This window comes from Candidatus Neomarinimicrobiota bacterium (assembly GCA_041862535.1).
Classification (GTDB): domain Bacteria; phylum Fidelibacterota; class Marinisomatia; order SCGC-AAA003-L08; family TS1B11.
The window spans coordinates 1-7,721 of the sequence record JBGVTM010000166.1 but is presented as its reverse complement, the minus strand read 5'-3'; the positions used below and the strand labels follow the sequence as shown (position 1 = coordinate 7,721).

Genomic DNA, 7,721 nt, shown 5'->3' with positions numbered 1-7,721 from the left:
CGGGTAGGATTGTCAGCGGCGAAGGAGATCTGGATGTTGCCGGCGGCCTGGAGGAGAGACCCGTGTACAGCACCCCTCACGATAAGTGTGGATATTGTCTCTATATGGGAACTATCGCTAATGTCCTGCTCGATGACAAAGGCCGACTCCTTCCACAGCTTTCCGTGGGCGCTTCCAATGCCGAAAGCCCTCTCGGTGGGATATACGCACACGATACCATAGACGGTACGGTGAGCCAGCCCGTCTATGCTTGCCAGAACAGTGTTACTCTCTTCGTTGACAGAGGTATTTTTTCCTGCAAATAGTGCGGAATCAATGGGCTCATGTTCATACAATACGCGATCTTGCCCATTTGGATAGCGAATGACTATTCGAGGAGGAGCGCTGAGCGAGAGGATACTCTGACCGGCTTTCACAGGAAAGGAAACGTCTACCTGGTTCAGTTTCTCGAACCGGCCCGTGACCGCCACTTCCTCCACCAGTGGCAGGTCAAGTCCTATGCAAGATGTCTGTCCCGGCAATTCGATCACTTCGGCGTGGGCAACGGGTACTTGTCCCTCATAGCCTTGTGCAATCGCATCTACGCCCCGCTCGATAATACCATGGGCGATACCCGCCCCACCAATGGTAGTCAGAATATCGTACCTGGTTGGGGAGCCTTCGATCAGCTCTGCCAGAATCAGCCGATCTTCAGACAATGAGGTCAGGCGTAGGACACCATCCGGCAGATCAAGGTCTTGTTGCCTTACTACCGCATCGGTCATGATTTAACCAGACGCTCTTTGAGCCTGTCGACCCAGGCTTCAGACTGCTTGATGAAGGCGGCAAATTGCTGAATTCGCTCATCTACACGCTGGCTTCTCACGCTCACTGCCAATTCTGTGAGACCCATATCATCGAGCAGGGCATAGAAATGCTCCATCAGCACAGGCTTCCGTACAAGTTGGCTTTCGGGCACCTTACGCAGTTCGTAGCGGCGGACCAGTTCGTCGTTAGTATATAGAAACACCACTGGGGCACGCTTACGATTCCGATCAGCAGCGACAACCTCAAATTCGTCCACGAGTGCCTTAGGATCCACCATTGGCAACTCGGGATTCATAAAAATCGCTTCAACTTGACCTGTGGAATAGATACGGACTGCATTCGAGTGAGTACTGGCTACTTCAAAGGGTTTTCGCAGGGCATCAAGTAATAGGTTCAGGACTTCAACCGTCCTCACATCTCTGTCTATAATTAATATAGTGCCCATGTTAACGCGCAAAAAGCTGGCTAACTAAACAAGAGCCTTACAGCAACATCACCAGTTTAAGGAACAGATAAGCTAAAGGCATGACAAATAGTAGGGAATCGAACCGGTCCAGAATCCCCCCATGCCCCGGTAGTAAGGAGCCGGTGTCCTTGACACCAAAATCTCGTTTTAGCCGGGACTCTACAAAGTCGCCCATCTGCCCACCGACACCCACGATCAGTCCCAGAATGAACAGGTAGGCTACGGGAAAGATTTCCCGCGGCAGGAATCCCAAGGTGCCCAACAGAAATATTGCTATCAGGGCCCCAATGATCCCGGAGACAGTGCCTACCACCGTTTTTTTGGGACTAACCAATGGCAAGATTTTTTTCTTGCCAAAGCGTCGGCCTACTAGATAAGCCAGGGTGTCACAGATCCACACAGTGACGTACAGTGATAGGGTAAGCCGAAAAGCCACATCCACTGAGGTGTTATAGGCAGAAAAATCAGCGGAGCGCACTAAGATGAAACTACCTCCGAAACCGGCTACCCATAATACACCTAGGACGTTAGCTGAGAGATTCAACCAGGCTGTGCCCGTAGAACGCAACACTTCCAAAGTCTGAATCATAATCACCAGGAGAAACACGATGGCAAAAAACTGCCATCCCAAAGTTTCCCAGGGTTGGCGTTGTCCAAACAAACCCACATGATAGGTGAAGGCAACCAGGATGGCGAGGGCGGTTAGATATACCGGGATCGGGCGTGGCGTTAACTTCCCACGACGTAAGAGAGTAAGGTATTCCTGTAAACCTAGGATAACAACAGCGGTGGCAAACAGGGCGTAGACCCACCCTCCCAGCCAGATAATACCTAGTAGGGCGGGTATACCCAGGAAAAAGACCAGTAGGCGCGATTTTACTTTATCGCCTTTGCTGGATGGGCTGGACATGGTCGGCAAAATTATAAGCCTGCCTCAGGGAAGGCCAGTCTCATTCTTTACCGGGTAGGTGCTTCATGTACTCGTCGTCCCCTAACTCAATTACTTCTACCTTCACACGAGCGGTGCCCTTGGCTACAAAGCCCAACTTTTTAGCGGCGCCATAGGAAAGATCTAGCATGCGTCCTTGAATGTAGGGACCGCGATCGTTGATGCGCACAATCAGGCTCTTGCTGTTGGCCAGATTGGTCACCCGAATGATCGTATTAAGGGGCAGGGTACGGTGAGCAGCGGTGAGCCCATACATATCATAGACCTCACCGTTGGCAGTGAGTTTGCCGTGAAAGTCAGGTCCATAGAAAGAGGCAATACCGACGAAGACTGCTCCGGGCCGGACTTTCATTGAGGGAGGGCGCTTTGAAGGAGGTGTAATTCTTCTACTGGACGTACCCTCTTTTTTCGCCGGCTTTCGGTCGGAAGTATACCGGGGTGCAGGTGCACAGGCCGCGCTGATGAAGGCAATCCCCATTCCGATGACAACCACCCGCTGCAGTGAAGCCCACGTCAATGGGCACTCCCCCTTATTTCAGAAAGGCGGCTTACGCCCAATTCCTCAAGAAAAGAACCTAGTTCGGAAATAAGGCGAATCCCAATTCCTGGATCCCGAAAATTGGCCGTTCCAATCTGCACTGCGTGGGCACCTGCCCGGACGAAAGCCACAACATCCCCGACGGTCATGATACCTCCGATCCCGATGACCGGGATAGTCACTGCCTGGGCTACCTTATACACAGCTGCCAGCGCGATGGGTTTGATCGCCGGGCCTGACAAACCACCAATGCCAGTACTGAGCTGGAATGTGCCTGTCCTGGGATCCACTCCCATACCCACTACGGTATTAATAGCGCTGATTGCATCGGCCCCTCCCTGCTCCGCCGCCTTAGCAATGTCACTGATGGCCGTTACGTTCGGGCTGAGCTTAACTATCAGGAAGCGCGCGGTTAGCTCCCGTAGGTGACGGGTCAGCTCTTCAGTCATATAGGTGCTGACGCCGAACTCCATGCCCCCATCATGCACATTAGGGCAGGAGATATTGATCTCATAGCCCATAATACGCGGCTGCCGTCCCTCAATGATCTTCATCACCTCCTGGTACTCTTCGAAACTGGAGCCGGCGATGCTTACAATGGCAGCGGTGCTCAGCTCAGCCAGATAAGGCAGTTTCTCATTACAGAAGCGTTCCACTCCGATATTGGCTAGGCCGATGGCGTTGAGCATACCGGCAGAGGTCTCGGCAATTCGCGGCGGTGGATGGCCTTCCCGGGGATGACGAGTGATAGACTTTGTAACCAGTCCCCCTAGCTGGTTCACGTCCACCAGCTCCGGGACCTCGTCTCCGTAGCCAAAGGTACCGCTGGCGGTGAGAATCGGGTTCTGGAGGACTAGTTTATCACCGAGTGTGACAGTGAGATCCACCATCGAGCTCACGCGAGTTCATGGGCCCAAAAAACCGGTCCATCGATGCAGGCCAGTTTGAAGCGCTGCCGGTAGCTGGGCTGGTGATGGTCAACATCGGTTTTCAGCTCCACGCTGCACCCCTGGCAAATGCCAAAGCCACAGCCCATTATCTCCTCGGTAGCCAGTTGACATGGAAGTCCCTGGTCATTAACAAACAGCTTCAAGGCTACAAGCATAGGTGGCGGTCCGCAGCCGAAGATGGTGACAGAGTTGCTGCTCAACAGGTTTAGGACAACCTTCAGCCCGTCGATGGCCGTGCCCTTTATGCCGACCGTTCCATTGTCGGTAGTGAGAGTGATGTTCTCTTCGGGAGCATGCTGTAGGTAATGTTCCGAGCCATCCCGGGCACCCATCAGAAGGTGGTGTTCAATACCGTGGTCCTTCAATTCCTCGTGCAAGAAGCTGATGGGAGCGATACCCACGCCACCACCAACCAGAACGGGAAAGGTACCTTCATCAACGGTCCAGCCGTTTCCCAAGGGCCCCAGTAAATTCACCTGCTGTCCGGGGGTCCAGCTGGCCATGGCTTGGGTGCCCGCACCGACCACCTTATAGATCAGCCCGATGCGATCATCACTGCGGGATGCGACGCTCATTGGTCGCCGGAGAAGGGGGAACCACCCCTCGCTGATCAATGTATTCACAAACTGGCCGGGCTGGACGGAGGAGGCAATCACCGGTGCGGTGAGTTCCATGGTATAGATCCCTTGTGCTAACCTACCATTTGAGCGCACCTTGGCTTCTTCGATTACCATGTTGAATGCCGGACTATGGTTCAGGAACTTCCCGTACCGGGGACACATCCTCCTCTATTGACAGGGTGTCCGTTACCACCTCCTGGTTAATTCCTTCTGCTGTAACGGGCTCAGGTTCATCTTCAGTTGATGGGAGACCGGCCTTGATCCGCCGGAGAAAGTTGAGCCGCCTATTGGTGTCCGAACTAAACATTCCAGTCGGGAAGAGCGACAGGTACTCATCATAAGCAACAATGGCGCTGTCCAGCTGGGCCAGATACTCATCGTAGAGGTAGGCAATGGCATAGGATGATTGCTCCGTGCCAAATTGCTCATGAATCTTTCGGAAAAGATAAAGTGCCCGGCGCGGATTATGAGGGATGGCTTCATCGGCAAGGGTTATCAGTGAATCAAGTTCGCGATCTCCCGTCGTTGGACCCCTAGCACTCAGAAGCAAGCCATAAGGTGAAGTGGGATACTTTTCCAGGATGATGGTCCGCCAGAAGGTAGCCTGATCCGGGTTGTCTCGCGTGTGAGTATAGAGCACGTAGGCAGCCTGGGCGGCGACTTCGGTGTTATCGAAATTGGACACGATATCAGCCATAATTGTTAGCCCGTTACCAACGTCCTCCATTTCAAAAAGTTGAATTTCACCGAGTCGATACATGGCATAGGCCAGATTCTGGCGAACTTCAGCGGTATCCAGGGCGGGTCTGGTTGAGTCGATTTCTTGCACGGCTTTACCCGGGAGTGCCTCCTCCCCAGGACTTTGGATTGCAATCCCCTCTACTAGCGACTCTTCTTCCGCTGGCTTGTCCAGGCCCAGCTGCGACCGAAGGGTGGTGATCTTCTTATTCATGTCTTTGAGGGTGGCAATTTGTTCCAGTTTTACCTGGGCAGGTTGATAGTAGGTGGTGTTGCGTTTAACACGCCTGAAATTGTCTCGGGCTTGGTCGATGTCGTAGAATTGGGTGAAATGGATTTCCCCCGCGCGGTAAGCCGCCTCGCTAGCCTCCGGCAAGGTGGCGAACTCATCAATGACCTCACCAAAGCGGTTCAGGGCTTCAGTCCAGTTCTCTCGGCGAAGCTCGATTTTACCCAGTTCCAGCTGTAGTCCGGGAATGATACTGGCAAATTCCGTGAGCGACACCATGTTGCGGATTTCCTTATATGCCCCTTCAAGGTCACCCATTTTTTGCAGCAACTGTACTCGAGTGAGCCGCGAGTTGATACGTTCGCTCTCACTTGGGGTGGTTCGCGCATAGCGATCCAGAAAGCCGAGGGCTGCGGCGTAGTCTTCCTGTTCCTCAGTTAGTTCGTAAAGTTGGTAGTAGATGGCAGACTGCTGAGTGGCATCGCTAGCCAGTTGCGCCCCTTTTTGGAAGGCGGTAATAGCCGCTGAGACATTTCCCTGGCGCAAGGCTATATCTCCGCGAAGCATATAGATTTCAGCAAGTAAGGCCGGCGGTGGATCAGGTAAGGCGAGAATGGGCGCCAGGTCCTCTTCCACCATATCGGTCAGGCCCAGCTGGGCATGGACTTTCGCCAACCAGATGCGGGCATCACTAGAAAAGGGACTCCAGGGATATTCTTGCAGAAGTTGTCGCAGATACCTTTCAGCCAAACCGTACTCCTGGCGATAGAAATAGCTCCGGCCAATGATGAAAAAGGCGTCGTCGACATAGCGACTTTCAGGATACTTCTCGATGACTTTCAAGGATTTTTCGATTGCTTTCCCGAAAGCATCGCTGGCCAGTTTAGGTATATTAGCGCTACCTGAGGCACCTGCCGTCTCCAGAGCCTTCACACCCGTGTCATAATAGATGGTGGCGTTATAAAAGGTATTGAAGTAGGCGCAGCTGGCAAACAGAGCCAGTGCCAAGATTAGACTAATCTGCCGCATGCGGATGTAGAAATGAGCATGCTGAGGGTATGGGTGTAGAGGTCGTCCCCCCACTTTCAGGTGAGGTACGTGCTGTTGCCGGTTGTCTGGGATTGTCAATCCCTTCATTGTCGCGCAAGTTTACCTTATTCGGATACTGGGGAGCAAGAAACTCCACATCGCAATGAAGCCTAACAGCCAGAAGTCAGTAGCGGGGATAGCGCGGGGCCACACCAAGTTGACAGGCGGCTTCAATGCCTGACACTGAAATCTGGATACTCATTATCATACTCCAGAACAACCACTTCTATATGATCAACCCGCGCTAGCGGCGGCCCATGCCTGGCCCACTGAATGAGCCGATCCACTTTAGAATCCTCGCCCTCTGCCACGAATTCAACATCACCGCTAATCGTATTTCTGACATATCCGTTTACTCCAAATTCCTTAGCCTTATCATAAGTGGAAGCCCTAAACCACACCCCCTGGACCCTCCCGGATACGACTACCCTCACCTTCTTCATCGCACCCCGCCTCGGATGAAGAATTGCAGATTGACTTTTCTTATACACCAGCCATGGCTCATATCAATGACCCGGCTAATAAAGCTATTTTAATCAGGATTTGAAAGTAGACCAGAAAGACCTTAGTATCAACGGGTTTCCACAGTTAGTAATCTCAACGATGCCAGTCGCTTAGCCTCGTCACGCTCCCCACTACAGCGGATACCAGAAAGAGCTACTCAGCACCTGGAAAATAATGGCCCCGATCCTTGGAGACGGATTGGAACGGGGCCGGGTATAAACTGGTATTCAAGAGGTATCCAATTCTAAGCACTTTCAAGTGAAATCGCAAGTCTTTGAAGTCTTTAAGCTCACCGTCGGTTCGTATTGGGGTCATACCAGTATCATGATAGGGTCACCTTCCCGACGGAGGATTTGATACCGCCCCCAGGGGTACCCCCCGGATGCCCGCGGTCAATCGGGCTATATGAAAGAGCAATGTGACCGGCCGCCAAAGCGTGACCAGGAAGAGCCCTTAAAATTCAACAAAATCCATACAAAATCCAGCATTTTAAAAGTTTTTCCCGACGGGAGGGGTAAATCCGGGGTGTAGAATTTTCTACTCCACATCCAGCCCCGCTACACTTCGTTACGCGGGGTAAACTCCCCGCTTTCTGCGGAACCGGGAGCCACCGCCTGCGGCGGGACCAAGGGCAGGGCGGGGCGATATGGCGGCGGCATTATCATCGTGCCGGAATATAAGCCATTGAAGGTGGTTTGTCGTTCGCCTGGTGCGCCTAATGCACGAGGTGCGCGAAAAAGGGGAAAAAATTAACCGGAAAGACGCAGAGATAAGAAAATATGAAACCGCCAAGGCTTGCCCCGAGCCAGGCGAGGGGATGCCAAGGCTAGT

Annotated in this window: 8 protein-coding genes; all 8 read right to left on the bottom strand. The window is 52.8% G+C overall.

What is annotated here, in order from left to right:
* The coding region (locus ACETWG_06090) for a hypothetical protein (GenBank protein MFB0516157.1) at positions 1-764 on the bottom strand (764 nt) is incomplete at its 3' end.
* Positions 761-1,222, bottom strand: a complete 462-nt coding sequence (locus ACETWG_06085) for a hypothetical protein (GenBank protein MFB0516156.1) — start codon at positions 1,220-1,222, stop codon at positions 761-763. The genes ACETWG_06085 and ACETWG_06090, both read right to left, overlap by 4 nt.
* A 67-nt stretch (positions 1,223-1,289) precedes the next feature.
* Positions 1,290-2,183: a phosphatidate cytidylyltransferase gene (locus ACETWG_06080; GenBank protein ID MFB0516155.1), complete on the bottom strand. Its 894-nt coding sequence runs from the start codon at positions 2,181-2,183 to the stop codon at positions 1,290-1,292.
* Between the two features lie 40 nt (positions 2,184-2,223).
* Positions 2,224-2,574 (bottom strand): septal ring lytic transglycosylase RlpA family protein, encoded by a 351-nt coding sequence (locus ACETWG_06075; protein MFB0516154.1) that lies wholly within the window; start codon positions 2,572-2,574, stop codon positions 2,224-2,226.
* Positions 2,575-2,735: 161 nt separating this feature from the next.
* A complete protein-coding gene (locus tag ACETWG_06070; GenBank protein ID MFB0516153.1) occupies positions 2,736-3,650 on the bottom strand; it encodes a dihydroorotate dehydrogenase in 915 nt (304 codons plus the stop codon).
* Positions 3,651-3,655: 5 nt separating this feature from the next.
* A complete protein-coding gene (locus ACETWG_06065; GenBank protein ID MFB0516152.1) occupies positions 3,656-4,444 on the bottom strand; it encodes a dihydroorotate dehydrogenase electron transfer subunit in 789 nt (262 codons plus the stop codon).
* A 13-nt stretch (positions 4,445-4,457) separates the two neighbouring features.
* Positions 4,458-6,305: a tetratricopeptide repeat protein gene (locus ACETWG_06060; protein ID MFB0516151.1), complete on the bottom strand. Its 1,848-nt coding sequence runs from the start codon at positions 6,303-6,305 to the stop codon at positions 4,458-4,460.
* 251 nt (positions 6,306-6,556) lie between these two features.
* Positions 6,557-6,829, bottom strand: coding sequence for an acylphosphatase (locus tag ACETWG_06055; protein ID MFB0516150.1), 273 nt, complete (start codon positions 6,827-6,829; stop codon positions 6,557-6,559).
* Positions 6,830-7,721 lie beyond the last annotated feature (892 nt).

Excerpts from the sequence above, each read along its gene's own strand:
- ACETWG_06065 (MFB0516152.1), bottom strand. The coding sequence starts at position 4,444 with ATGGTAATCGAAGAAGCCAAGGTGCGCTCAAATGGTAGGTTAGCACAA.
- ACETWG_06055 (MFB0516150.1), bottom strand. The coding sequence starts at position 6,829 with ATGAAGAAGGTGAGGGTAGTCGTATCCGGGAGGGTCCAGGGGGTGTGG.
- ACETWG_06075 (MFB0516154.1), bottom strand. The coding sequence starts at position 2,574 with ATGAAAGTCCGGCCCGGAGCAGTCTTCGTCGGTATTGCCTCTTTCTAT.
- ACETWG_06070 (MFB0516153.1), bottom strand. The coding sequence starts at position 3,650 with ATGGTGGATCTCACTGTCACACTCGGTGATAAACTAGTCCTCCAGAAC.
- ACETWG_06080 (MFB0516155.1), bottom strand. The coding sequence starts at position 2,183 with ATGTCCAGCCCATCCAGCAAAGGCGATAAAGTAAAATCGCGCCTACTG.